The following is a 23,436-nucleotide window of genomic DNA, read 5'->3' on the forward strand; positions in this document are numbered from 1 at the left end:
GCCCTAAAATATCAGGTGGTTGATGGCAGTTCAAACAACTCCGGTTGTTCTTTGACCAGAGCCACAGGTTGTTTAATCTGCCAAGTCTTATCCTGGGAAAGTTCCAGCAAAGACTGATGGTAATTCGCCAACGTTGAGCGATGCCCCACACTTAAGAAAGTAGTCCCTATCGCTTGCAATTGTTGATATAACCCTTCCTCATTGCTCAAATCTAGGGCGCTGGTGGCTTCGTCGAGAATGGCGTATTTGGGTTTATTTAACAGTAACCGAGCGAATGTCAGCCGTTGTTGTTCACCCAAAGATAAGACATCTGCCCAATCCTGTTCCGCATCAAATCCGCCAAATCTCTCATCCAAATCTGCTAAATTTACCTGTTCTAAAACTTGCTTCAAGTGTTGATCGTCAACCTCAAGGTGCATGTTGGGATACAGCAGTTGATCGCGGAGAGTACCTAGCACCATATAAGGACGCTGCGGCAGAAATAGAATCTGATCGGATTCAGGACGAACGATCGCACCCTTGCCAGAATTCCACAATCCAGCGATCGCTCTCAGCAGTGAACTCTTACCACAACCACTCGCCCCCATCACTAAAAGTCCCCCTCCTACAGGTAACTCTATCGATAAATCTTCTATCAATGTGCGTTGATAGTTAGGAGTTTGCAAGCTGAGGTGTTCAACCGCGAGATGTTCGGCTGTAATTGTCTGAATCTGGGGCTTTTGCTCGTCGGATGCCTCCTGTGTTTGTTCTAAAAACTCAGCAAAAGTATAGAGACGGTTAATTCCGGCTCCAAAAGTGGTCAATTGCTGGAAGCGGGCAACGACAACATTGAGGGAGAAAAAGACGCGGACAAAAGCGCCCTGTGCTTCAGAAACTTTCCCCACTTCCATTTCTCCAGCAAAAATTGCAGGCGCTACCACTAATGCAGGCAAAATGAAGGGGATGAACTCATAAGCATTTGTGAGCATATTTAAGTTCAATTCCCAAACCAGCAGTCGTTTAACATTCTCAAACACATCCATAAATCGCTGTTTGACTTGATTCGATTCCCTTTCCTCTCCTCGATAAAAAGCGATCGCTTCTGCATTTTCCCGAATTCGCACTAAGCTAAAACGTAAGTTGGCTTCCTTCTTGAGTTGTTCAAAGTTGAGTCGGACAAGCGGCTTACCAAATACAACGGTAGTAACGAACGTTCCAATCAAGGCGTACAGCACCAGAAAAAATACCAAAGGTTTAGAAATTCCCCAAAGTACGCTGCTGAAGGCGATCGTCGATAGCACAGACTCCACTAACCTCAACAGAAAAGTCAGGGATTCTTGGGTAAAACTGCGAACATCCTCCGCAATTCGTTGATCTGGGTTATCAATCTCGGTTCCAGAGATATGCAGATTGTAGTAGGAGCGATCGCGAAAATAGCTATCTACAAACCGATGAGTGAGCCACCGTCGCCATTGCAAACTGAGGCGATCGCGCAGATAAGTATAACCTGCTAATAGAGGTGCATAAACCACCAGCACGCCGATGAAAACGATGACAGTTTGCCAGAAACGCGGCTCATCTTGGGCAGAAAGAGATGAAATCAACACTCCTCGCTTGTTGTTGAGTACCACACTCAATCCTGTATACGCCAGCAGAAACAGCACGACTCCCAGCAGTAACCCTCTGGCTTGCCATTTTTCATCTCCCGACCAATAGGACTTAGCGATCGTCCAAAATTGCTGGAGTACATTGAAATTCAATCGATCCATCGGCTTGCTTTCCTTACAACCAGGTCTGTCAAGAGATAATCAGCAAAGGTGAGCCAGAGTAAAATCCGCTCGACTAAAGAGTGCGACTCATCTGTAAGCAATTTTTGAATTATGCTGCAAATTTCTAATACCGTGAGTATCCCAGAGCATGAGATTGAGATGAGTGCGGTGCGATCTCAAGGGGCAGGGGGGCAAAATGTAAATAAGGTGGCGACTGCCATTCACCTGCGCTTTGATATCATTGCCTCCTCGCTGCCCGATCGTTACAAAGAGCGGTTGTTGAAGCTTTCCGACCAGCGCATTACCAAAGAAGGGGTCATTGTCATCAAGGCTCAAGAACACCGCAGCCAGGAACAGAATCGGGAAGAAGCGTTGCAACGATTGCAAGATTTGATTAAGAGCGCGATCGCAGTCATCAAACCCCGAAAAAGGAGCAAACCGACTCGGAGTTCTCAAAGAAAGCGTCTGGATAGCAAAACTAAGCGAAGTCAGATTAAGACGATGCGAGGAAAAGTTACGGATGAATGACAGTGGCGGATTGAATCTTTAACTCCAATTGCGATCGCCTTCTGGCTGCAATCGTTTAGCAGCGTCAATCACATCTTGCAGTTCTACTGGATCGCTGAATGGGTCAGCATCAAGTGTCATAACCCGATTGAATTCCTTTTGCCATCGTCGTAGCTCTGCAATGTATGGTTCGCAAGGCACCCGCTTTAGATTATCCCCTTCCTCCACCAAATCGTAAATCCCATTGTGCAGCCACCTTCCGGTATGCCAATCCGGCATATCAACAGCAGGGAATAAACAAATGCCATGCATATCCATCCCAGAATTAACCGCTGCCAGAGACTCTTCCACTACGTCCTTTAGCCAGTCATCTCTGCCTGCTTCCATCCCACTGGTTTCGCCAACGATCATCGGTCGGTGATAGCGTTCCCACACCCACCGCATTAGCTCACAAAGCGGTTTGATGCGATCGTCGTCAGGTTCTAGCGCCTGATGGGGGCCATGTTCCCGGTATTCCATCTGACCGAAGGAATAGTGATTTGCGCCAACGATATCGAGAATTTCAGGGGAACCGCCGAGTTCAGGATGCTCTTTCCCGTAGAGAATATCCCACGCCAAAAACGTATCCACATAGGTTTCATGTTTCGCCAACTCGATTTGATCCGGGCGATCGCGTGGTGCGACTACCTGAACCAAAGGATCGATCTGGATCATCCTTGAGGAGGGTTCCACTTCTCGAATTGCCTTAACACCTGCGATCGCCGCCTTACACAGGGCTAGACGAAAGCGAAAACGGTCTTCTTTTGTAGTTGTATAGGGAGCCACCCAACCCCATTCTCCACCGCAGAACGAGAAAAACGTAATTTCATTAATTGGCGTGAAAAAATAGGGGCCAGGTAAGCGGGGAATCACATACTCTGCTGCTGCGCGACAGTAACGGGCAAAGCGATCGGTAAATTCATCAGAAAATGGATCGAGATCGTCTGGATACCCATAGTGGCAGAGATCCCAGATGGGAACGATTTGCGTCTCCTGCATTGCTGCAATCATGGGATCAATGCTAGAGAAGTCGTAGCAGCCATCACGATCGACTAGGGGCCAGGGAATCCCTTCCCGTGCCACATCAATTCCCAGCGATCGCAAGATGTTGTAATCTTCCTGCGCGTGACGATCGTGCTGTGTCTCTTCAATCAGATTCCGCCGTTGCTTGTCCTTCCAGAGAAACGTCGAACACTCAAAGCCAGAGATGAAGAAGGTGGGGAAGATGCCAGGTCGTTGAGCCATACGTTTGCTCTGGTAAATTTACTCGTCATCGTAGGCACTCTTGCTCATTTGAGACACTATCCAACGCGAGATAAATCCGTTGAGTCCCCTATTTCTGATGTTGGGTACAGTTGGTTACAGAGTCAACGCGATCGCGAATAGGCAGTTTGCCCAGCCCATTGTTGCCTCCCACCAGCCGAGTGAGGCAATTAACGGGACTTAAACTAAAATTAAGCGTAAATAAAGGTACAATGCTTGGTAATCGGCTATTTTACGTTGAGGGATAAGGGATGAAAGAGACAACTCCCGCCGCCATGCCTCCTTGCTTTGACAGATGGTGTAAACGCTTTGATGATGTCTGGACGCATCAAGCGCAAAAACGGGAGTTTAGGAACTATCTAGGCGGATAATTGCGGGGAAAGTGAACGAAAGAACCTGTCTCAAATGGCGGATAACGCCGTGGGAGTGACTTACCATCGATTACACCATTTTCTGACGGAAGCCCCCTGGTCAGATAAACAGGTGAATGAACGTCGCCTTCTGGTGATGAATCAGTGTAGCCAAACCCGAATCGGTAGAGGATATACGTTAATTGTGGACGATTCAGGACATAGAAAAAGTGGTAATTTTACAGCCGGAGTGGGACGGCAATACATAGGAGAAATCGGAAAAACTGAGAATGGGATAGTGGTAGTAACAACTCATCTATATGATGGCAAAAAAAGCCTGCCGTTAGATATAGAGTTATATCAACACGCTAGTTCTTTACCTGAAGGAAAACAAGATGCAGAATTTAAGAAGAAGCCGAAATTAGCATTAGATTTAATTGACCGAAGTCTGGAGAGAGGATATCGACCCGGTATCATATTAATTGATGCTGGCGCGAGGAAATAACACAACATTTCTGCTAGAGCTGGAAAAAAGGAAGCTCAAGTATCTAGGGGGATTAGCCAAAAACCGCAAAGTGATAACTCAAATAGAGGCAAATAAACGAGATGAGATTCGCCTAGATAAGTTAGCCAAAGCTCTTCATGTTGATGATTTTACCCCTATTCAACTCAATCTAGATAAACCGAAAACCGTTTGGGTGGCAACTGTTGAAGTTGAACTATCACAGCTAGAAGGAACGAGAACAATTGCTATCGTAATGAATGCCTCAACCTTCAATTCTTCGAGTGATATTGACTATTTTATTACTAATGTTGACTCAACAATAGCCACAGCCGAGTGGATAGTCACTACCTATTCTCAAAGGATAGTGGTAGAAGTTTTTTATCGGGAGGCTCTCATGATGGTTAGGGTTGTCTGAATATCAAGTCAGAGATTTTCGCAGCTTAATGCGTCATTTCATTCTTGTGTTTTGTGCCTATACTTTTATTTTATGGCACACCAAAACCTGCGGATTAAGACGAAGGTGGGCATCGAAATCTTTAAACACCTTTACTGAGGCATGTTTAGGCATTTCGGACAGCGATGTCTTTCCGTTTTCTTGAGTGGTTGAACCACAATCGCGACGTATTCGTCTCTTATAAAGCTGCTTTGGGCTTTATTTGGGCTTGAAATCTGTTTAAGTCCCGCTATAACGTAGAGACGCGATATATCGCGTCTCTACACCGTAGGAGAGGGGTTGGGGAGAGGTTAACCAAACACTATTCAGCATCGTCGGCAAAACATAATGATGTTGCGCCTTACGTTTACAATCAGGGTAAGTAGATTAGTGTCTAAACTCTGTCTGCAACATTGGAGGAGGTCGCCATGATTCAAGCGATACCCAAGTTAGTCACGTTCGACGAATTTATCGCCTGGTATCCGGAGAATTCAGAAAATCGCTACGAACTACATAATGGGGAGATTGTTGAGATGCCCAAACCTACTGGAAGACATTCGCGGGTAGCAGGTTTTATTGGGGCTGAACTCAACTTTGAAATCAGACGGCTAAAACTGCCCTATTTTATTCCCAAAGAATGCGTCATCAAACCTACCCGCGACGAGTCCGGGTATGAGCCGGATGTGATTGTGCTAGACGAGCAGACTATCAGAAATGACCCGCGATGGGAACGGGAATCTATCATTACTCAAGCGAGTTCTGCACGTTTGGTTGTTGAGGTTGTTTCAACTAATTGGAGCGACGATTATGCTTTGAAACTGGAAGAATACGAGGCACTGGGCATTTCCGAATACTGGGTAGTAGATTATCTCGGATTAGGTGGAAAACGCTTTATTGGCAGTCCTAAACAACCGACTTTCTCGATTTATCAGCTTGTTGAAGGTGAATACCAAGTCCGCCAGTTCAGGGACAATGACCGTATTGAGTCACCGACGTTTCCTGAGTTAGCATTAACAGCATTACAGGTTTTTCAAGTAGGAATGTAACAGTTATTAGTTAGGCGTAGGTTTGAAGATTTGTACCGAACGCTGGTCGCACAGTCGTAAGGATCTCACAACTAACCAGTAAAGTTGTAGATAATCTATTTGCGCTGAGGAAAATTTGTTAAGGTCAAGTTCTTTGGCTGAATAGCGCGTTTGTTTGAGGTTGGGAATTGTTTCAGGAAACGGTAAGGTTTTAGGGAGAAAGCGGGTAAGACTGCGCCAACTGGATGCGATCGCTTCCTTGGCTTTTGGATGCAGTTGAATCTCTCCAACTTTGCGGATATCCTTCATTTCCCAGCCTTTTGCCCAAGCAGAGTGATGTCGTCCCGCTGCCAAAAGGATGGTGTAGGCGATGCCGAAAATTTGTTCGGATTCGGCATGGAAATAGTCGCGCAGCAGGGGAACGAGGGACTCTTGCAGAATGTATTGGGCTAGGAATCCACTCTCAACAGCGTGGTTGGGACGCTTGTGTTTGGCTTCGTAGGCTTTGAGAGCATCTCGTTGTAGCCTATCGTCGGGGTTGTAGTCAGTGTGGGCTAACAGATGGGATTTGGGCGGTTTGCCGTGGAAGGAAGAGTGTGCGATCGCTTGCCATCCTCCCATTGCATCTTGCCACTTTTGTTGCAATTTGCCTAAATCGTGGGTAAAGACGGCAAGTAAAACTAAATATTCAAACAGGGCTTCTGCTTCTGCTATGGTGACTTGGGGAAAAATTTTCTGCTGGATGAATTGTCTGCCTGCTTTTAATAGTTCATCGCGGACGCTAGCATATTCAATCTCAACCCCAGATCCATTTTTTAATACTCTCGTTGTGAAAGGATTGTGCCAACAAGTCCACATACAGCCTAAATGTCCTACATAGGTATCCATGCGATAGCGATACTCGCTGATTACCTGTTTTTGAGGTTTATTGGGAGAAGTAAACCCATTACCAACAATATTGATTCCAATTAGTAAGCCAATTTCTTCATCGTAGTGGACGTAGCGGGGATTGACTAAAATTTGGATGCTATTTATGAGGTCGTTGCGAGAACGGATAGTTGTGCAAATAGGTTGTGCATAAGTCTCGGTATCTTTCCTTCTAGGGGCTTCAATGCGCTTGAAAACCCAGTCAGTTTCATATCCCAAGTTTTGGATTTCTTGCCAAGCTTTACACAGTGCTGTTGTAGGGACACAGAAGGCTAAAAGTTTTTTGGGGTCGATTGACTCGTTATCCAAATCAATTAGTGTTGGTTCGTTCCAAACAAATACGCTGCGGTTATCAACACAGCGGATTAAGTTGTCCGCCGTTGAGCGATCGCCGTTGAATATGGCATCGTTAAATCGTCGTTCAAATTCGGCTTGGTCATTCTTTCGGCGTTCGGCTTGCAGGGAATCGGCTTGCCAATGCACTTGATTAATCCAAACTTGTTCTAAGGTAAAGCCAACTGATTGATTGAGTTGTTCGGATTGTGTATGTTGCTGTAAAACTTGCCAAGTGAGTTCGCACAGTGTTTTCTCATAGGGCAAAAAACTTTTCTTTTCTACAGTTGGTTCTTCGGATTCTGGGTCAAAATCTTGTGCGGCTAATTCAAGAGATTCTGGATTTACTTGAATCTGCCAATAAACATAAACCTCACCCTGTTCCCCTTTGAATCTGGCGCAACGTCCAGCACGTTGCAGGAGAGAATTCATGGGAGAAAGTTCAGTGTGCATGACATCGCAGGTAATGTTAAGTCCCGCTTCAATTACCTGAGTTGAGATTAAAACATGACATAAGCCGTCATCTTGCCAATTCTCTGCAAATCGAGTTTTAATTTGAGTTTCTTTTTGGGCGCGATGTTCCGGTAAAAACCGAGAATGGAACAGTGTAATATTTAATGCTTCATCTGAATTCAGGTTATTTAAATCTCTGAACAATCCTTGCGCTTGCGAGACTGTATTGCAAATAACAATAACTCTCTCACGGTGATGTGTTTGAATGTCATTGAGGATAACTTCAGCAGTTAAAGGTGTGGAGATAGCCCACAAAATTCGGTGACGCTTGCATTCAATTTCTACTAAATCTGCGTCGTTAATGGCAATTATTTCCATTGTCAATTACTTGTTGAATCTGTGTGGCGAATTCGTCGGTTAAAGTAGCAGTCATCAATAGAAAGAGTGCAATTACTTTCACTTGTTGCAAGACTTTGAGAACAGTGCTGAAAGAATGCTCAGGGTCGAGAAGGTGCAATTCATCAAATACGAGGTAGGAGGCAAAGATAGCACCTGCATTGACGTTGGCAGAACCCCGACCAACGGAATACGGGATATTCAGGAAGCTGCTTAACATTTGGTCGATGGTGCAGAAGATAATGTCGCCTTCAAAGCGAGGATCTTCTGGGTTTTCTCCGGTTTGCAGCGTTACCGTCAAGAGTCGGGGTGAAGGATAGTATGTTGACCAGCATTGGATAAGGGTTTCTGTTCTCTCGCGCAGACTATTGGCGAGGGTGCGTAAGGGGACGACGTAAATTAGTTTGTTGGGGAAGTCGAGTTGTAGATGTTGAGCGAAAAGAAAGGGCGCGATCGCGGTTTCGGTTTTGCCCGAACCTGTGGGTGCGCGGAGGAGGACATCTTGGCGATTGAGGAGGTGCGCGATCGCGTTTTGTTGGAATTGACGTGGAGGGAATCCAGTTAGGGTTTGAAAGTATTGAGCGATGGTCATGGATACAAGGTTCCCAACATAATTGAGAATTAAGCAGCTACTTTCTCATCAAGTTGCAATTCGCACTGGCGGAAAATATAGTTAACAGCCGCAAAGAGTTTATCTAGTTCGTAAATGGTGTAAGGAACGATAGTTTTGGTAAATAAGTCTGCCTCTAGTTTGCCGAATTGCCATAGTGTTCCGTTAGAAACAATGCCATAGACAGTTATCTGGAGTTCCCCGTTCAGTCGTTGCGCTGCAATCATCTCGGCTAGGCACTGTCCCCACCCCTCTTCAAACTTATCTTGCTTGGCTTCGACTAAAAGGAAATAAGGCTTATCAAAGACAACCTTTCCCAACGGAGAGCGTTTCGCCAAGATATATCCAGGGAATCCTGAAAGATTTTCATCACAGGTGAGTGACTCGTGACTCCACAAAAGGAACTTGCTGCGATATCACTTCCAGATTTCTTTCAAGACGGGATAAATTAAATTTTCGCAAATAGCAAATTCTGAGTTATCAACGACTCCTTCCCGCATGACGGTTTGTAAGTCTTCTCGGAAGTAATCGGGGATGTTAAATTCTATTTCACCGATAAAATCCGCTTCGGTATATTTAACCTGAAATTCTTTGACAACTGCACCAATACTCTTATAACTACTCAAAGCCATATTGACCTCACGATCAAGCGTTCAACACCTGTTCGACGGTTAGGGAAGGAATTGCTCAAAGGTGACTTGTTGTTTTGTTTTGGTTGCGATCAGGGGTAGCATATCATCAACTGCTATTATTCACTCAACCGACTTAACTTTTTTAGGACTACCATCTTTCTTGAGTTCTGTTACTTCAACTCTGACTGTCTTTCCAACTGATAAGATTTCGTACTTCTTGGGTTCCTTAACTGTGAGTTTAATTTTTTCCAGAATTGTATAAGTAACTTCTTTGCCTTTAATATTTGTCACTTCTGCATCTAATGTTTGTCCCAACTGAAACGTTTGAGACTGTGTAACTGCCTTGATCTCTGTTTGACGGTGCGACTCTACAGGTGGAGTTGGTGTTTTAATAGCTGAAGTTCGAGAGGGAGTCGCGATTTCTCCAATCGGAACCGTCTCTTTGTGATAGCGCACCAAACGTGCTGACCATCCTAAAATCAGTAGCATGGTTCGAGGATTAGCTTGCTCACCTGGCAAATGTTGTTTGCAAGCTTTTTCTATACAGTGATAGTAGTCAGGAGTCTTGCCACTATGTCCAATCTGCAAACCATGCCCGACTAGAGTCTTTAAATATGTGAAAAACTTTGCTCTAGCATTGGGTTGGTCTTGATTAGCGTAAAGATATGTAACTGTCTTCTTTAATTCAGTAGCAATGCCATCTGAATTTTTACCTGTTTCTTTATTTATTCGCAGTTGATCAGTAGCAAGAGTTTGAGCGATCGCATGAGCAATCTGCCATTGAACTTCAGTTAAGGATTCCGTCAGGGACTCAACTGCCATAAATTATGCTCCCAATATCTCTTCAACTGTTAACGTCAGTTCTGGGACAGTTCGCGATACAATCCGGTCAGTGCCTCGGTAGGGAGTAGCCTGGTAGACTCCATTATCATCAAGCAAATAAACAAAGACCATCGGCACTTTAGGATTACCCAGGTAATTCCGACTACCTATCGCTAAATAATCTACAATCCAGTATTCGGGAATACCCAAACGTTGATACTCATCCAGCTTATCGATATAGTCATCTTCCCAATTGGTTGAGACTACCTCTACAGCTAGTTGGAGTGGTTCAAAAAAAGCAGTGTAAGCGGCAAGGTTTGAGTCCCAAAGTGTTTTATCAACTACACTCACATCAGGATGCCGACCTTGTTCTTTACCCTCTGTGGTTAGTGTCCTAATCATAATTCTGTCTGACACTCTGTAGTTCAGATTACGCCGTTCAACCTCTCTATCAAACTGTCTAACCATGAAATCTGCGATATTATCATGTTGTCTTGTCGGTAATATTCTCACAATCTCTCCGTTGACGAGTTCATAACAACCTTCTTCTGCAATATCTTTCTCTAGAAATTGCTCAAAGGTGAGTTGTTGCTTAGTTTGAGTTTTAGTCATGGTTCGTCCTCACTTTTTTTTCTAGTACATTCCGGTTGGGGGTTCGCGGTCCGTAGGATAGCGCAGCACTTCAGCAAGTTGTTGCAACTGAGTTGCCTCAACTAAGTTAGAGTGGGCAGCTTGAATATTCTTCTGCATGAATTGTTGCAAACTTTCTCCAGTCAGTCGGGCAGATGCGGGGGGAGTGTAGGAGGAGTAGCGATCGCGCCACTCCTGCTTATTGTTAATCCGTTTAATTTCAGTAACATCGACAACCATCGTCCCCATCCCAACTGGCTTACCCCCGCCAACCTTAAGGGCAATGGGGTTTTTCGGGTCTTGCCCCAGTACAATCAACAATGTTCCTAATTCAGCAGAAGTCAAATTCATAAACCGCAGCTGAGTCGCAAACCTATACTCTTTACCTGCCTGCTGCACTGGAATTCCTTGCTGCTGACCTTTGTCAACCGCCTTAACCGCATGATAGTAAAACTTACGTCCTGCGACTTTCCCCTGTGGGTTAAAATACGCCTTTCTTTCATCAGGTCGAGGGCGATAGAGTGAGGGCATAAATCCGGTACTAAAACCAGTTGTTTCACACTTGGCATCTGTAAAATGAACCAGTCCCTGCCAATCCATTGCCCCAAAAACTTGACAAGCTGGACAGACTGTTAACTGATTTCTTTGACGATTAATCGTACATTCTTGATAGCCAGACGGAATCTGGCTTTGATACTTGCGAGTCACTTTACATAAACAACTGCGGGTAATTGCTTCATAAGTAGAGCGCACTACACCCTTGAAAGAACTCCCAGGAATCAGCAGCTTTTGATTGCCCTCAATTGAGGTTTTAATTAAAGGGATACTTCGAGTTTTGTCGGACAAATCACTACCCATCGCTACCACGCCAGACGCGATAAAGGTAGCCGTTTTCACGGTTAAGCGCAGGGAGATTTTGCCAGAGATGCGATCGCTTTTAAACCGTTCTTGTCCTGCTGGTTTAGCTTTGTCGGGTGATTGAGTTGGTAGAGAAACTAAGTCGTAAGGTTTTGGGGCAACGAGTCCTGTAGGTGCATCGGCTGAGTTCGGTTGACTGGGTCGAGTCGGAGGTGATACTCGTCGAGGTGGTGAGGGTCGATTGCTAGTCATTGCTTTTTCGCTACAGTTAGAGCAACAAAATGTACCGTCGCGGTATCGGCATCCATAAAGTAACGCTGGGCTACATCAACATTTGCTGAGGATAATCCTTTAGGAAAACGGGTTTCGGTAGCGGGGTAAATATGAGCGTCCCGTTGCTGGGTTTCCCACTTGTGTCCAATCCCCTTAAATCCGGGTTCACAACCTGTGGTGCTCAGGAGAAGAACGCTGAAGTGCTGTCCTTGTTGTTTCCAGCGCAATTCGCGATCGCAATTAAACATTTGCCCCTCTGGAGAAGGAAACTCATTCGGCAGTTGTCCTACAATTCCACTAACTTGATGAGTCCAGCGCAGGAAATAATAGTTACCCTGATTGAAAGGCTTTTCTAATAAGTTTCTCAACTGCTCTACTGTTAGAAGTTGTTCGCTAACGCCAACAAAAGGATTCATGCTGCTGTTTTCTCCAATTCTTTACACCAAGAGCGAACTGCCTTTATAAACAAATTCTGTACTTGGTTATCTCCCTGCCATTGCAACAGCACCCCAAAACCGAGAGGCATTGCTTCAGCAGCAACAGGAGTTTCTTGCACATCGTTAGCGGGAAAGCCGTAGCGTTGCCGTTCTTCCTCCTCCAAAAACACTCCAGCCCCTAGCAGCGAGGTGTGAGACCATTGTTGTTGTCTTCCTAGAGCGTGAATTTGTTGATTTTCTAAGATGCAGCCTGGATATTGAACAACGGCTGAATTCAATTTCACCTCAACCATCCCTAAACCGCGAGATTTGGCAAAACCTAACCCAAACCAACCATCATTTAAGTCTCGCAATACTAAACCAATTAAACCTAACTGAGCCAGGGAGAAGTTTTTTAGATGAATTTTGGTACGGAATTCTCCAGCAGTGCAGACTTGGTAGTTAAATAATGCCCCAGGTACTGTTGAGCCAAATACGCGATCAATAGCTACACCGTTACGTTCTTCTATCTTGAGTGGTTGGGACTTATCAGGATATGCGTCCTCAACTCTTACTCGACTAGCGACAGAAGTGCTGCCAAACATCTGGGAGACGAAGCAGGACTGCCTGTATAACTCCGCGCCCGGATTGGGGTGATTTTTATTATGCTTCTTCCAATCTTCTAAATAGAAGTTAGGATTATTTTGTTTGTTTTTATCATCTAAAGGGTTACTAGCCCAAAGTTCCTGGTTACTTCCTGCTGGACGCTGCTCACCACCCACTGTCCTTACAATTCTTTCAGCGTGGGCGCGTATTGCTCCTTTGAGACTGCTTCCAGGTAAGTAGATTGAGCGTCCCCCTGCATGGTAGGTTTCGACAAATTCCATATCTGGTTTAGTTGGATCTGCCCCTTCTTTGCCAGACTTAATCAGAATTGGCCCGTCGGGAATTATGGTGAGGGCGATCGTGCAATGATTTACAAATCGTTTGTGCATGACTGAGTAATTTAATAGATAGTGAAAAATTAAGCAGTTAATAACTCATTAAGCTGAATTTCGCATTGCTGAAATACATAGTTAACAGCAGCAAAAAGTTTGTCTAATTCATAAATCGTGTAGGGAGTAGTATTTTGAGTAAAAGTCTGCCCTTCTAGCTTGCCAAATTGCCATGTTGCTCCATTAGAGACAATCCCAAATACAGTAAGTTTTAGTTCGTCATTTAATTTTTCTACTGCAACCATTTCAGCTAAACACTGCGCCCACCCCTCGTCGAATTTGTCTTGCTTAGCCTCAACCAACAGAAAATAAGGCTTTTCAAACACAAATTTTCCTAAAGGAGAGCGTTTAGCCAAAATATATTCAGGAAAACCATAAAGATTCTGGTTGCAGGTAAGAGATTTATGGCTCCAGAGAACAAACTTAGTATGATAAGATTTCCAAACTTCTTTGAGAACTGGATAGATCAAGTTTTCACACACAGCAAACTCAGAATTGTCTACAACGGCTTCTCGGAGCATAAATTCCAAGTCTTCCCGAAAATAATCAGGGATATTAAAATCAGTTGCCCCCATAAAATTAGTTGCGGTGTAAGTTACTTGAAATTCTTGGAGAACTTTACCGATATCTTTATAACTACTGAAAGCCATCTTGACCTCACAAGCAAAGTTATATTACTTCTGTAGGGTGGCTATTACCGACCCTTTTACTCTATTGTTGCAATGTTTGCAGACGTTGTGGGCATTTTAGCTTTTAGATACTTGATAAGTTCTCGTGCCCACTCATCTTTATAGTCTGCTGCATCTTCATAAGCAGTTTCATCTTCCATTACTAGTTTTTGAAGATATTGCAACAAGAATTTAGGATTGCCTTCAACGTCAACCCAGCGCATTTTTAAGTTATCTAAACGAACAACACCCAAGCCACGCGATCGCCCTCCTCCTAAAGGTATTTGTTCTGTCTCAAACTGGTGCAAACCAATCATCAATAAACCCAGTTCCCAGTCCTTAGCATTTTCCACTACAGCCTTAAACTCAAAGGGTGTCCCAGCAGGTACAACTTGGTAGTCATAAAGCTTGCCATCCGCCGCTGTTTCAGTATCTCTATCAATAGCAACTCCATCCCGTTCCTGATACTGTCCAAACCATGCACTATCTTGTACCGTCAAGTCTCGCACTTGAAATTTACTAGCAATCCAGGGAGAACCAAATAAGCGAGAAACCTCGTCGGTTATGCCGATAAGTGCTTGTGTCAAGTTAAAATCATTATCTTTATGCTGTTCTTTAAAGGCTTTGACCTGATTATTTCGGGCTGAACTTGTGAAATTAGCTGGATCTTCAGCAAAACTTGGATCGATACCGCGTAGGAAGCTTTCGAGACGCGATCGCAAAGCGCCCTTAAAACTAGACCCTGGAATTAAAGGTCTACCCAAAGCATCTTTAATTACAGGCAAATCTGACCCAATTGGCTCAGTAGAACGACCTGCACTTATGCGTAATGCTGTTACTGTCCTCAGTGTTCCGGTTAGTTCTAGACGGTTTTTAAAAGTATCAAACATATTACTATTGGTAGAAGACTGAATTAAGATCATATTGGTGAAGAGGTCTTAGGTAACTAGGAAAACTTTAAGTGTTCGGATGCGATCGCAACGCCCCCTTAAAACCAGATTCCACTATTAAACTGCTTTTATCTAAATTCCTTCTTTTCTTTCGACATACTTATGAGTTCCGTAATGTCTTAGCTCTAATTTTCTCTTTGAAATTTCCTCTAATTTTATATTTGACATTTTACAGCTTACCCGCCATTCCATTCCTACATAGAAATGATCTATTCCTTCTGTGCCTCCATAAGCATAATAACTAACTGGTTTTGCCAAAGCTCTAATATTGCAGTTAGATTCTTCTAGCAAGTAAGAAACTTTAGCCAAGGTTTTTTGAAGTTTAACCTTTTCTTTTGCCGTACTAATATTTTTATAGTCTTCTATAAAGCTATGTTCGTAAGATAGCCTGGGAAACTCTTGTAATTCCTGTGACAAAAAGTTATCTTTACACTGATTCCAAATAAGTTGTCCCCAATTTGAAAGAGTCATTTTTCCATCTATTCCTGCCACCATTGCTTCAGGAACTTTTTCGGTTTGCGATAAAGATAAACCTGCACCAGCGTCGAGTCGCGCTAGAATAGATACATGGTCTGTCAGTCGTGAATAATCTACGGTTATTGGTAAGCGAGGTATAGTAATTAAATTTGATTTGGCTCCTTCAAAAACATAGATAATTTTATCTGCATAAAACATTCCAATTGTATTCATACATCCTTGCAATGCTTTAAATCCACCTACCAAATTGAAATATATTTCATAGTTTTTTTCTTTGTATTCATTTGCTCGTCTATCAAGCCAATCTAGTAAGTTGTCAATTCCTTGATTAAAAACTTTGTTATTGGCTGTTGAAAGTTTTTCAGGTGTATATACTTCAACTTCTAAACTCAATTTTCTATCTTTTTTCTGTTGTAGTATAAAACTTTTAACAATATTTGCTGTGACTTGTCCCTGTTTTGTATCTGTAGTAATTAAGAAGTGATGATCTCGCTTGCTGCTTTCTAGTTGCTCGTCATATAGTCCATAAATCCCATTCAGTTCAGCGCTGGCATCTCTAATCTCTAAGGTATTGCCATTATTGAGCTTATTTTTAGCCCTCTGTTCCAATTGATTAATGATGCTTAAAACTTCATGACAAGATTGACTAATTTGTTCTTGAGTAAGATTAGCACTTTTTTGTAACATATCCTCCCAATCTTTCGGATCACTTCGATGGATTTGATTGGTTAGTAAACTTGTCCCAACGGTTGAAATAACTAGACGAGGCATAATATATCTCCTGTTTGATACTTGGTCGATATTGGGCTTTATTAATTTAGCTTACTTTCACCTACTGAAGCTGTATGCTCCCTTGCTAGATAGCCTAAGTAAAGCTGGGCAAGTTTAAGGTGGATATCTTTTTTGATCTGCTCTCTATTTTGATTATCTTCCAAATAAGGCTCCAAGGAATTACCTTTTGGAATCTTCCTCCTCATTCTTTGCACAATTTCTTGAGCATCTTGACTCAAGTTCTGTAAGTCATTAACTACTGCTTTAGCAAATATTTCGCTATCCTTGGAAGTTTTCCAAATTGGACTAGATTCTTTACGCCCGACTTGATAACGAATATAGTTTTTGATAACCTCAAGCGAGGAGATAGAGTCAGTAGCAACAGCAAGAACATTTCTAAATGGAGATTTTTTATCTTTGCTGGCGATTGAGAATTTTTGAGATATCAGTTTTACTTTGTTACCTATCACGTCATCCATTTGGTTACTAATTTCTCTTTCAAGTCTTAATGCTAATTGTTCTCTTAAGAAGATATCTAGAATTTGATCCATTTTTAAACAGCCTCCTCTCGAATAATTAAATGAAATTTATCACAAACACGAACTTGACCGAAGCCTTCAGGGATACGTTCTCCTATCCCTTGGACTTCTAGCTTTTCTAGAGCTTCAATCCAATCATTTTTTTGAGTAGTGCTGAACAAATAAACAGCCCCTTTATTTGTGACTAACTCAACATCTTTCATTAATCCCCAGGCAGCATTCCAGCCAGAGCGGTAGTCATAACTACTGTAAACCGCTTCAAGTTTCAAAGAAGTATCTTGCACATCTGTAAACTGCTGTAGCATTGCTGCTGAAATAACTGTAGTACGCCGCCATTGCTCACTCAGAATCGCATCAGATTGTAAATCCAGGGTGAAGTAGGTGCGTTGGCATAGCCTGTCCGCAGGACAATTGCTCATCTGTTCCTCTAGAGGATTACCAAAAACTTTCCAATCATTCCAACGCTTCTGTAACGTGTCATTAAACTGGTTGATTTTATCAGCTAACTTTGGCTTGGCATCCACAGGTAGCTTTGCGTCCATTTTGACTTTTCCCAGCCCTCTTGAAGTTGATCCACCGAGGCGAAAACCCTCCTTATGGTTATTAATGAATTCTTTCAGAGAATCTGCTAGAGCATCTGTAACTAAAATTGCTCCCATGTAAATTACAGGCTTCGGATTTTTCCCTTTGGATTCAGATTCGTTTAGAACTTCAATACTGTAGAGTATCTGTTCTTCTGCTGTAGCTCGTCGTCGATTGATGCCTACCCGTGTCAACAGGCGTTTGCTGACAGTATGGTTGTAGTATTCATCATTAAGTTCGCTGTAGAAACTAAAATCAACAGTGTCAACTCGCCCCCCATCAGTTGGGCAATTTGGATCGTAAAGATGACCATATCTCTCTGCACAGAAACGGTCAATCAAAGTATCAAAAACACCATTGTTTTCTGGCTTGAAACCTGATTTCGTCTTAGAACTGAGGGCGGTAGCAGGTAAAACCCTGATCTCGTCTTGAATCACAAACTCATCATCAATGTTCAGTACAGCGGGATAGGCATTTTGGAAAATTGCTGGAGTTTCACCAAGAAAGAGAGTTTGAAAATCACCGCCATTGTGTGAAAAATCTTGCCTTAACCGCTCTGCTTGTTGAGTTTGCTCGTCCTGACGATATTGTTGCAAAATTTGAGATGCGATCGCTCCCCGAATTACAGTTCCAGGAATATAATTTTCAACTTCACTAACTGAACCGCCTGGTTTCTGCCGTCCGATCGCCAGAGGAGATAGTGCCTTTATTTCCAGTTGAATGCGCTTCATTGCACTCCTCCTTTTGCCAGAAATTTCCAAACATCCTCATCTACCTGAATTTCAGGCAATTCCCAATGCAGCCATCCCAAGCCAGCCGACTTACTTCCGCCTAGTGCATGAATATGTCGCCAGCCAGCCAAAATCAATGCTTTGGCATAATCTGGTCGCTCAGGTGTTAGGCTTGGTTGGATATGAATGTCACCTTTGAACCTGAGTTGAGCATTTGCTGGAGAAGTCTCTAAAAAGTAAAGTTTTTTCTCTTCTGCTGTGCGTCTGCGGCGGTTAATCGTTACACTTGGACGCAGGATTTCGGGCAAATTTTCTGGCTCTTCAGTACAAATCAGGTCATCAAATATAAGGCGCGATCGCAACACTGGATTGCCAAAGATTTGACAGATTAGGCAATGGCGTTGCTCGTCATCTTCATTTACTTGATATTCCTCACGCTCAAAATTTCCAGAAACATCTGCTCTCTGCGGACACATCATTTGAGCATTGGGAGATTGGCAAATATCCCAATTTAAACCCTTGGCTATCTTTTCACATTCATGGCGTAAACGACCCTTCATCTGCGAAGCAGGAATCAAAAGATTTCTTTCAGAGTTACGAACAATCGGCTTATCTGCAAGTGTCCCGGAGGAACCACCCGCACCTACACACAAGGCAGTATCAATTACAGCAGTAATAGGGTGTGTCTCAACTGAGTTTGACAATCCGCCAAGAAAGATCATGAGTCAGCCTCCTGAGTTGCAAACTGTTGCTCAGTTGAGCCAGAGTCTTCCGATGTGTCGATGAAGTCGTAGATGTCTACAAGCTCTCGCCAGATTGTTTCGTAGGCGCGATCATCTGGATCAAGCATTCCTGAGTCATACATCCAGGGAGCTAGATTGCCTTCGTTAGTCTTGGCTTTGCACCAAGTCTCTTCAAAGTCTTTTTTGAGTAATCCTGACTTACCATCTTTGAGCCTGACTCGGAAATAACGGTAGTTGAGAATTGCTGTATGTTTGCCATGCTCCAGCAAGCTACGAATTTGGTAGAGTTGCGATCGCGGAAATTCAGCTTCTTTCAATGCTTCAACTACCTTAATTAATCCCCCCAATTCATGAAAAGTGTAAGGAGCAGCGTATAGCCTTAGTTTTTGACCTCGATCCTTAGTTAACGCTTGCTTACGAAACTCTTCAATATTAGATGAAATCATCGTGACAGATTTCATCGTTAAAAAATCCACTGTGCCACCACAGTATCCTACTTTTCTCAATTTTTTAGCGCGTTTTTTAGCTAATTTGAGTAATTGTTCAGTCAGATTCTTCGCATAGTAAATCGGGGTATTGTAAGCTGTAATCAACACCCCAATAGAGGTACTTAATTGACACCGAGAAGCTTCTGCTTCTTGGCTAGAGTAACGATGGCATTTACTGAGATCGATAGGTTTTTCGGGTGGCTTAGTCTGATAGCTTCCCTTAATTTCTACATCTACAAGCGAAACTTCTTTGAGTAGAATTTTTTCAAACTGCTCTCCAATCATCTTAGCGATCGCTAATGCTTGACTAGCTGGCACAATCAATATAATGTCATCCCCGCCGATGGTGAGGATCTCAAAAGGATGAACTATATCCCCATTCTGAAGCGTTGACTCTGGATCGTTGATTCCGCTTAACTTACGGGGATGGAGATTATCTGCTAGGGCTTGATAAACAGCATACTCCGTTGCTTTTGAAACATCTTCGCTAAATTCTTGATATTCCTTTGGGGTACGGATTTTTTGAATAAAGCCTCCCATATTGTTGCCATCAGCATAAATATAGGCAACAAAACCCTTACTAACATTGCCAAGATGTGTTAAAGATTGGGGAATCTCAACTTCATTAGGAGGATAATTTCCATAGTATTTCTGTTTTTGTGTAGGATTTTTCTCTAAAAATTCTTCAAACTTGTCAACCCAACCTTCAATAACACCAGTTTGCCATTCTGGATACCATTCTGCCTGCATAGGCATTCCTTTCTTAGCTCTATCACCTATCCGTCGTTTCCGTGCAGAGGGTTCTGAAAAATACGGTTGTCCAGGAAGTTGGGTTGCTTGAGTAATACTGGAACGGCGATCGCCTCCATCTCTTTTTAAATAAGGGTGCGTTTCAAACATCGGTGGATAGCGCCGACTTGGGCGGTTGTGGAAGTCATTTCCACTACGGCGTTGATTGAAAAGGATTGCTAGTTTGGTAGTTAGTTCGTTAAAACTCTTCCGATTTTCAAAAGCATCTTCAAGAGATGAGGGATCGGCAATACACGGTTCATTTGGTTTCTTATCCAGATTGCCAAAATAAGCTTGAACCAGCGGATTTTTATATTCTTGACGATACCTCTCTAGCCAAAAGGTTTCTGCAACTGAGTTTGGCAGCAGACCCCATCGAGTTTCTAGCAGCTTAAAGGTATCTCCTACAGCACAAGAATTCGCTGTTAAAGTTCTTTCGGTATAACGTTTTTCAATGGCATTAGCTAAGTCATGTACAAAAGCCGCAGGGCAAAATGCCAGGATGTTACCACCAGTAGAGTAGATAATGAGTTCAGGAATCAAAGCTTCTGAAAGGCAAGGACTGTTATCAGGCAGATTAATAGAGCTATCCAGCCATCTTCTAACTTCTCCACAGTAAATTCTGAATTTTGGCAATTCGGGTCTGTAGACTTTACCAAAAAAAGCAGGCAAGTCGATCAGGTTAATTTGATCCAGTAGTGCTGATGCCCCACGAATATCTGGTAGTTTAGACGCTTCAAATACATATTGCTTAATCTTAGTTGCTCCGCCGTAGACTAAACCAATTCGGGCGTTCCAAAGGGTAGGGTGCTGTTCGGTTAACTGCTTTAATTCATCTAAGGTGTTAGGAAAGCTTAGATTTTCTAGTTTCTGAACTTCATCGATAAGCGATCGCACTTCCTCTGGAACCTCTTTTCCCTCATTCAAAGCTTGTCGCATTTGCTGCACACTTAGCTTAAACTGAGGTCCGCGCTTGTCACCCCAAGCAAGACACCAAGCAATTCCAGTTGTAATCGAGTGTACAGAATTTGTCATGATTCACCTAACCTTTAAACAGTTTGATACAATTGCTGGATGGAATAGACATCGAAAGATGAATTTCGCTTCCTCAAGGAGCGATCGCCCTCACATCCTCACAACCCTAACCGACTAACCAATCAAAAGAAAACCTGTAATTAGAGTTCCCGAAAATCTTTGTAAAAGCCCGACTACGGTAGTAACTTCAGCACCGCTTGTAGCAACACATCCGGCACAGATCGAGGCGACTCCCGCTTCCACGGTCCCGCCACAATTTCTAGAAACGGCTCAGTTTGCAACACCTCCAACCGTTCCTCCTGAACACTGTGAATCACAGCCAATGGCTTTAACTTCTCCCCGCACAGGTCATGCCATTCCTGCACCTTGTCGGGGTATCTGCTAATCACAATATAATGACTGCACTGCTCTACCACAGGAGTTTTTACCGGGTCAGGAACCCCACCCACATCAAACAGCGCCAAATCCATCACTTTTCGGATATTCTCCGTTGCCTTGGCATGATAACCAAAATACCTCCCAATCAACTCATTCGCATTGGGGTGGTGATGCAGCTTGACATTATTTTCCTTCCTCAACCTGGCTACCAATTCAGAGTCTAGTGTTTCGTAGGTATGATTCCCCTCACCATCCCAATTGGCTCGATGCAAGTAAACCTGTACATCTGCCCTCTTACCTAACACACCCACACGCAGAGCATTAGATAACACGCTTTTCCCGCTTTCAGGTGGTCCCCCAACTAAGATGGCAGCACCCGGAACATTGTTGGGAATAATGGGGATAGTATCTCCAGGTTGCCACTCTGGAACACTGCTTTTAACCACAACAACCGCCTTCTCCCGGATGTCGTAGCACCCAACCCAAAGGGCATCTTGATAACGCTCAACCAGATAACTGTAAAGCCAAATTGGTGCCTGACCGTATAAAATCACTCCCTGCTGCCAATCGAGTTCAGCAGGTATTTCCAACTCACACATTGCCTTCGGGCAAATCTCAGGCAAAGTCAAGTTAATTGCTAATGCTTGGTAATCGCGATCGCTCCCTCTTAATGCGATCGCCTGTAACTCGACATCAGGATTAGATTTAGCAGATATTTTGTCACTCACCCGTCTACTCCCAGCTATCAACCTTTATTTCCAATTGATGCTGGCAGATCCAGCTTAAAAACCTGACTCACCGCTACCTCGTGAGTATGAGTGGCAACCACTACAGCGCCCAACCGAGGGTCGTAGCATCCCACCCAAGCCGCCGGATGGCATTCATGTACCAGGTATCCGTACAGCCAAATTGGTCCCTTGCCCTCAATCACAATACCTTGGTTAAACTGAATCCCCTCTGGCAGTTTCAAACCCTTAATATCTGCTGGGGCAATAACACCGTCATCTGTTGTAATCTGGAAACGCAGGTGTTGATAGGGCATACCCGACTGCGTTTGATGAGGAATCGCTTGAAGTTGAATCGGATTCATGAACGTCTCCTACCTTTGATGACGCTACTCTAACACCCCCTGGAAAACTCCTCTTCCAGAATGCAAAATACTGGGAGAGTACAGAGGTTTATTCCATGTCCGAGCCAACTTTTAGCGAACCTCCCCACATCGAACTCCTCCAATGGCTAGCACGCGGTTCCCTCAAACAAAACTTGCCGAGAGCCGTTCGCTTGTGGGCATTGCTCATTGCCCTTTACGGCGATGACACAAATCGCCTGAAATTGAGCGACTCCTTCACCTTTGCCGACTGGCGAACAGCCTTTTTTAGCCCCACTCACCCTCAAGGAGAAGCCATTCCCCACCTCCACGACCCCGACTGCGCCTGTGCCAAAACAATGGCAGATTGGATTTTCGATACCCAAATCGGAGTCTCAGAATCCGAGTGGCGGCGATCGCTCTGTTCTCATGACACCATTCCCGCCAAGCTGGATGAACTCTTAGAACAGCGCTTATTTGCAGTGACTCGTCGTTCTCTCCAAGCTGACCTACAAATTCTCGCCCAAATCGGATGGCTCAAGCGCGACGGGCATTACAAAGTCTAGGGATATCGCAGTGTCTTAAAAAGATGTGCAATAGGATGTGAGGCTGCCATGAATCAAGATTACATCAACAATGATGAACTTTTACAACATCACCAATTACAAATTACTTGGTACTTGAGAATGTCCGCACTGTTTACAATATGGCAAATGTTCGTAAGTAAGATTGTGACAGTTTTGGCATTCAATGAATTGATAATAACCGCAGTGCGGGCAGTAGCTATCATGGTGTCTGATTGTTTTGGCACACTTTATACAGCATGATTTTTGAACTCTTCTAGCTACCTGGGCTTTATCCCTCTTCTGTCACTTTCCGAATATAATGAATAAAGAAATTGAAAAATAAAACTCTACACAGTAGGTAGGGCAATGGATGTAGAATTACAAGTTTTCAAACATTTAGCTAGAGATGCCCATCCC

22 protein-coding genes and 3 pseudogenes are annotated in these 23,436 nt (G+C 43.6%); 5 read left to right on the forward strand and 20 right to left on the reverse strand.

Features of this window, described 5'->3' with window-relative positions; genetic code table 11:
* Positions 1 to 11: 11 nt before the first annotated feature.
* Positions 12 to 1,748: an ABC transporter ATP-binding protein/permease gene (locus tag ACFW2W_RS03405; protein ID WP_378173339.1), complete on the reverse strand. Its 1,737-nt coding sequence runs from the start codon at positions 1,746 to 1,748 to the stop codon at positions 12 to 14.
* A gap of 111 nt (positions 1,749 to 1,859) precedes the next feature.
* On the opposite strand from ACFW2W_RS03405, the gene arfB reads away from it, so the two are divergent.
* The gene (arfB, locus tag ACFW2W_RS03410; protein WP_378173342.1) at positions 1,860 to 2,276 is read left to right on the forward strand and encodes an alternative ribosome rescue aminoacyl-tRNA hydrolase ArfB; all 417 of its coding nucleotides are present in this window, start codon (positions 1,860 to 1,862) and stop codon (positions 2,274 to 2,276) included.
* 18 nt (positions 2,277 to 2,294) lie between these two features.
* Here arfB and ACFW2W_RS03415 read toward each other — a convergent pair whose 3' ends face one another.
* The gene (locus ACFW2W_RS03415; protein ID WP_378173344.1) at positions 2,295 to 3,539 is read right to left on the reverse strand and encodes a b-glycosidase; all 1,245 of its coding nucleotides are present in this window, start codon (positions 3,537 to 3,539) and stop codon (positions 2,295 to 2,297) included.
* Positions 3,540 to 3,618: 79 nt separating this feature from the next.
* Between ACFW2W_RS03415 and ACFW2W_RS03420 the strand changes: the two genes are divergently transcribed.
* The 3 genes and pseudogenes from ACFW2W_RS03420 to ACFW2W_RS03430 all read left to right on the forward strand — a co-directional run bounded on the left by ACFW2W_RS03420 (position 3,619) and on the right by ACFW2W_RS03430 (position 5,891).
* Positions 3,619 to 3,741 (forward strand): hypothetical protein, encoded by a 123-nt coding sequence (locus ACFW2W_RS03420; RefSeq protein WP_378173347.1) that lies wholly within the window; start codon positions 3,619 to 3,621, stop codon positions 3,739 to 3,741.
* Positions 3,742 to 3,808: 67 nt separating this feature from the next.
* Positions 3,809 to 5,078: pseudogene (locus ACFW2W_RS03425) on the forward strand (IS701 family transposase).
* Positions 5,079 to 5,273: 195 nt separating this feature from the next.
* The gene (locus ACFW2W_RS03430) at positions 5,274 to 5,891 is read left to right on the forward strand and encodes a Uma2 family endonuclease (RefSeq protein WP_378173349.1); all 618 of its coding nucleotides are present in this window, start codon (positions 5,274 to 5,276) and stop codon (positions 5,889 to 5,891) included.
* A 6-nt stretch (positions 5,892 to 5,897) separates the two neighbouring features.
* On the opposite strand, the gene cas3 is transcribed toward ACFW2W_RS03430, so the two are convergent.
* The 17 genes and pseudogenes from cas3 to crn3 (ACFW2W_RS03515) all read right to left on the reverse strand — a co-directional run bounded on the left by cas3 (position 5,898) and on the right by crn3 (ACFW2W_RS03515) (position 22,456).
* Complete coding sequence (gene cas3 / locus ACFW2W_RS03435) at positions 5,898 to 7,961, reverse strand: CRISPR-associated helicase Cas3' (protein WP_378173352.1); 2,064 nt, start codon at positions 7,959 to 7,961, stop codon at positions 5,898 to 5,900.
* On the reverse strand, positions 7,942 to 8,571 hold the full coding sequence (locus ACFW2W_RS03440) for a DEAD/DEAH box helicase family protein (RefSeq protein WP_378173354.1): 630 nt from the start codon (positions 8,569 to 8,571) through the stop codon (positions 7,942 to 7,944). The genes cas3 and ACFW2W_RS03440 overlap by 20 nt, the downstream gene beginning before the upstream one ends.
* Positions 8,572 to 8,600: 29 nt before the next feature.
* Positions 8,601 to 9,221 (reverse strand): annotated as a pseudogene (locus ACFW2W_RS03445) (hypothetical protein).
* Between the two features lie 120 nt (positions 9,222 to 9,341).
* A complete protein-coding gene (locus tag ACFW2W_RS03450; RefSeq protein WP_378173357.1) occupies positions 9,342 to 10,043 on the reverse strand; it encodes a hypothetical protein in 702 nt (233 codons plus the stop codon).
* A 3-nt stretch (positions 10,044 to 10,046) separates the two neighbouring features.
* On the reverse strand, positions 10,047 to 10,655 hold the full coding sequence (locus tag ACFW2W_RS03455; protein WP_378173359.1) for a Uma2 family endonuclease: 609 nt from the start codon (positions 10,653 to 10,655) through the stop codon (positions 10,047 to 10,049).
* A 21-nt stretch (positions 10,656 to 10,676) separates the two neighbouring features.
* Positions 10,677 to 11,783, reverse strand: coding sequence for an RAMP superfamily CRISPR-associated protein (locus ACFW2W_RS03460; RefSeq protein ID WP_378173362.1), 1,107 nt, complete (start codon positions 11,781 to 11,783; stop codon positions 10,677 to 10,679).
* The gene (locus ACFW2W_RS03465; RefSeq protein ID WP_378173365.1) at positions 11,780 to 12,220 is read right to left on the reverse strand and encodes a hypothetical protein; all 441 of its coding nucleotides are present in this window, start codon (positions 12,218 to 12,220) and stop codon (positions 11,780 to 11,782) included. The genes ACFW2W_RS03460 and ACFW2W_RS03465 overlap by 4 nt, the downstream gene beginning before the upstream one ends.
* Complete coding sequence (locus tag ACFW2W_RS03470) at positions 12,217 to 13,215, reverse strand: RAMP superfamily CRISPR-associated protein (RefSeq protein WP_378173367.1); 999 nt, start codon at positions 13,213 to 13,215, stop codon at positions 12,217 to 12,219. The genes ACFW2W_RS03465 and ACFW2W_RS03470 overlap by 4 nt, the downstream gene beginning before the upstream one ends.
* A gap of 29 nt (positions 13,216 to 13,244) precedes the next feature.
* Positions 13,245 to 13,865 carry a hypothetical protein gene (locus ACFW2W_RS03475; RefSeq protein ID WP_378173370.1) on the reverse strand — a complete coding sequence of 207 codons (621 nt, stop codon included), beginning with the start codon at positions 13,863 to 13,865 and terminating at the stop codon, positions 13,245 to 13,247.
* A gap of 56 nt (positions 13,866 to 13,921) precedes the next feature.
* Positions 13,922 to 14,773, reverse strand: coding sequence for a CRISPR-associated RAMP protein Csx7 (csx7, locus tag ACFW2W_RS03480; protein ID WP_378173372.1), 852 nt, complete (start codon positions 14,771 to 14,773; stop codon positions 13,922 to 13,924).
* A gap of 132 nt (positions 14,774 to 14,905) precedes the next feature.
* A complete protein-coding gene (locus tag ACFW2W_RS03485) occupies positions 14,906 to 16,081 on the reverse strand; it encodes a putative CRISPR-associated protein (RefSeq protein WP_378173375.1) in 1,176 nt (391 codons plus the stop codon).
* 41 nt (positions 16,082 to 16,122) lie between these two features.
* Positions 16,123 to 16,632 (reverse strand): hypothetical protein, encoded by a 510-nt coding sequence (locus ACFW2W_RS03490; RefSeq protein WP_378173378.1) that lies wholly within the window; start codon positions 16,630 to 16,632, stop codon positions 16,123 to 16,125.
* A gap of 2 nt (positions 16,633 to 16,634) precedes the next feature.
* Complete coding sequence (gene csx10, locus ACFW2W_RS03495) at positions 16,635 to 17,933, reverse strand: CRISPR-associated RAMP protein Csx10 (RefSeq protein WP_378173380.1); 1,299 nt, start codon at positions 17,931 to 17,933, stop codon at positions 16,635 to 16,637.
* Positions 17,930 to 18,655: an RAMP superfamily CRISPR-associated protein gene (locus ACFW2W_RS03500; protein WP_378173383.1), complete on the reverse strand. Its 726-nt coding sequence runs from the start codon at positions 18,653 to 18,655 to the stop codon at positions 17,930 to 17,932. The genes csx10 and ACFW2W_RS03500 overlap by 4 nt, the downstream gene beginning before the upstream one ends.
* A complete protein-coding gene (gene cas10, locus ACFW2W_RS03505) occupies positions 18,652 to 20,988 on the reverse strand; it encodes a type III-B CRISPR-associated protein Cas10/Cmr2 (protein ID WP_378173386.1) in 2,337 nt (778 codons plus the stop codon). Before cas10 ends, ACFW2W_RS03500 begins: the two co-directional genes overlap by 4 nt.
* A gap of 173 nt (positions 20,989 to 21,161) precedes the next feature.
* Positions 21,162 to 22,094, reverse strand: a complete 933-nt coding sequence (crn3, locus tag ACFW2W_RS03510) for a CRISPR-associated ring nuclease Crn3/Csx3 (RefSeq protein WP_378173388.1) — start codon at positions 22,092 to 22,094, stop codon at positions 21,162 to 21,164.
* Positions 22,095 to 22,111: 17 nt separating this feature from the next.
* Positions 22,112 to 22,456 (reverse strand): CRISPR-associated ring nuclease Crn3/Csx3, encoded by a 345-nt coding sequence (gene crn3, locus ACFW2W_RS03515; RefSeq protein ID WP_378173391.1) that lies wholly within the window; start codon positions 22,454 to 22,456, stop codon positions 22,112 to 22,114.
* 95 nt (positions 22,457 to 22,551) lie between these two features.
* Between crn3 (ACFW2W_RS03515) and ACFW2W_RS03520 the strand changes: the two genes are divergently transcribed.
* Positions 22,552 to 23,019 carry a hypothetical protein gene (locus ACFW2W_RS03520; RefSeq protein WP_378173393.1) on the forward strand — a complete coding sequence of 156 codons (468 nt, stop codon included), beginning with the start codon at positions 22,552 to 22,554 and terminating at the stop codon, positions 23,017 to 23,019.
* A gap of 96 nt (positions 23,020 to 23,115) precedes the next feature.
* On the opposite strand, the pseudogene ACFW2W_RS03525 reads toward ACFW2W_RS03520, so the two are convergent.
* Positions 23,116 to 23,310: pseudogene (locus tag ACFW2W_RS03525) on the reverse strand (hypothetical protein); the annotation flags it as partial.
* Positions 23,311 to 23,436: the final 126 nt, after the last annotated feature.

This window comes from Coleofasciculus sp. H7-2 (assembly GCF_042747725.1).
GTDB lineage: Bacteria > Cyanobacteriota > Cyanobacteriia > Cyanobacteriales > FACHB-T130 > FACHB-T130.

Coding starts and splice junctions, on each gene's coding strand:
- crn3 (WP_378173391.1), bottom strand. CDS start 22,456: ATGAATCCGATTCAACTTCAAGCGATTCCTCATCAAACGCAGTCGGGT.
- ACFW2W_RS03470 (WP_378173367.1), bottom strand. CDS start 13,215: ATGCACAAACGATTTGTAAATCATTGCACGATCGCCCTCACCATAATT.
- ACFW2W_RS03460 (WP_378173362.1), bottom strand. CDS start 11,783: ATGACTAGCAATCGACCCTCACCACCTCGACGAGTATCACCTCCGACT.
- ACFW2W_RS03405 (WP_378173339.1), bottom strand. CDS start 1,748: ATGGATCGATTGAATTTCAATGTACTCCAGCAATTTTGGACGATCGCT.
- arfB (WP_378173342.1), top strand. CDS start 1,860: ATGCTGCAAATTTCTAATACCGTGAGTATCCCAGAGCATGAGATTGAG.
- ACFW2W_RS03520 (WP_378173393.1), top strand. CDS start 22,552: ATGTCCGAGCCAACTTTTAGCGAACCTCCCCACATCGAACTCCTCCAA.
- ACFW2W_RS03450 (WP_378173357.1), bottom strand. CDS start 10,043: ATGGCAGTTGAGTCCCTGACGGAATCCTTAACTGAAGTTCAATGGCAG.
- cas3 (WP_378173352.1), bottom strand. CDS start 7,961: ATGGAAATAATTGCCATTAACGACGCAGATTTAGTAGAAATTGAATGC.
- ACFW2W_RS03465 (WP_378173365.1), bottom strand. CDS start 12,220: ATGAATCCTTTTGTTGGCGTTAGCGAACAACTTCTAACAGTAGAGCAG.
- ACFW2W_RS03490 (WP_378173378.1), bottom strand. CDS start 16,632: ATGGATCAAATTCTAGATATCTTCTTAAGAGAACAATTAGCATTAAGA.
- ACFW2W_RS03430 (WP_378173349.1), top strand. CDS start 5,274: ATGATTCAAGCGATACCCAAGTTAGTCACGTTCGACGAATTTATCGCC.
- ACFW2W_RS03415 (WP_378173344.1), bottom strand. CDS start 3,539: ATGGCTCAACGACCTGGCATCTTCCCCACCTTCTTCATCTCTGGCTTT.
- ACFW2W_RS03475 (WP_378173370.1), bottom strand. CDS start 13,865: ATGGCTTTCAGTAGTTATAAAGATATCGGTAAAGTTCTCCAAGAATTT.
- ACFW2W_RS03455 (WP_378173359.1), bottom strand. CDS start 10,655: ATGACTAAAACTCAAACTAAGCAACAACTCACCTTTGAGCAATTTCTA.
- csx7 (WP_378173372.1), bottom strand. CDS start 14,773: ATGTTTGATACTTTTAAAAACCGTCTAGAACTAACCGGAACACTGAGG.
- csx10 (WP_378173380.1), bottom strand. CDS start 17,933: ATGAAGCGCATTCAACTGGAAATAAAGGCACTATCTCCTCTGGCGATC.
- ACFW2W_RS03500 (WP_378173383.1), bottom strand. CDS start 18,655: ATGATCTTTCTTGGCGGATTGTCAAACTCAGTTGAGACACACCCTATT.
- ACFW2W_RS03440 (WP_378173354.1), bottom strand. CDS start 8,571: ATGACCATCGCTCAATACTTTCAAACCCTAACTGGATTCCCTCCACGT.
- ACFW2W_RS03485 (WP_378173375.1), bottom strand. CDS start 16,081: ATGCCTCGTCTAGTTATTTCAACCGTTGGGACAAGTTTACTAACCAAT.
- cas10 (WP_378173386.1), bottom strand. CDS start 20,988: ATGACAAATTCTGTACACTCGATTACAACTGGAATTGCTTGGTGTCTT.